Here is a 977-nt window from a genome sequence, read left to right on the forward strand (position 1 = left end):
AGATGGTCATATCTGCAATCGTATATTCGCTGCCGACCATGTATTCGTTATCTGCAAGGTGCTTATCTAACAAATCTAACTGGCGCTTCACCTCCATGGTATAGCGATCAATTGGATACTTATATTTTTCTGGTGCGTAGGCATAGAAGTGCCCAAAACCGCCACCCAAAAACGGACCTGCACCCATTTGCCACATCAACCAACTCATGCACTCAGCGCGCGCTTTAGTCTCTTTTGGCAAGAAGGCATCAAACTTTTCTGCGAGATAAAACAGAATTGCTCCAGATTCAAAGATGCGGACGTCCGCTTCTTTATCGAACAAAGCTGGGATTTTAGAGTTTGGATTAATCGCTACAAACCCACTACCGAATTGATCTCCTTCCATGATGTTGATTGGCCAAGCATCATATTCCGCACCGGTGTGACCTGCTTGAAGTAGTTCTTCAAGCATCATCGTGACCTTCACACCATTCGGTGTGGCGAGCGAATATAGCTGGAAAGGATGGTCACCCGAAGGTAGCTCTTTGTCGTGTGTTGCGCCTGAAGTTGGACGATTAATGTTAGCAAACTTGCCGCCATTTCCTTCTTCGGGAGCCCACACTTTAGGTGGTTCGTATACATCGTGACTCATAAAGGGTCCTTAACTTTGAAATTCGATTTGCTGTCTTTAAGGGTGCATTGTTAGGCTTTTGCACTAGCACGACCAGAAACAGCTTCATACCATCGGTTTAGATTCACTTGCTCTTCGCCGCGGCGTAATTGAACAACACGTGCAAAATCGACCGTGCACATAGCGGTGATGTCGGCAATTGAGTAGCTGTCCCCTGCGACAACTTCTGAGTCTGCTAGGTGCTTCTCTAACATATGCATGAATTTGCTCGCACCTTTGTACCACTCTTCACCCCACCCTTTGATCGGCGTCATACGATCTGCGAAGTAACCCGTTGTATGCTGAAATGCCATGCCGACCAAATTCA

The 977-nt window shown here is 46.7% G+C and carries 2 protein-coding genes; both read right to left on the reverse strand.

What is annotated here, in order from left to right; all coding sequences use genetic code 11:
- A partial coding sequence (yghU, locus tag A3739_RS01345; protein ID WP_068499950.1) for a glutathione-dependent disulfide-bond oxidoreductase occupies positions 1-631 on the reverse strand: 631 nt, incomplete at its 3' end.
- 50 nt (positions 632-681) lie between these two features.
- A partial coding sequence (locus A3739_RS01350) for a glutathione binding-like protein (protein WP_197471939.1) occupies positions 682-977 on the reverse strand: 296 nt, incomplete at its 5' end.

This window comes from Oleiphilus sp. HI0067, assembly GCF_001635735.1.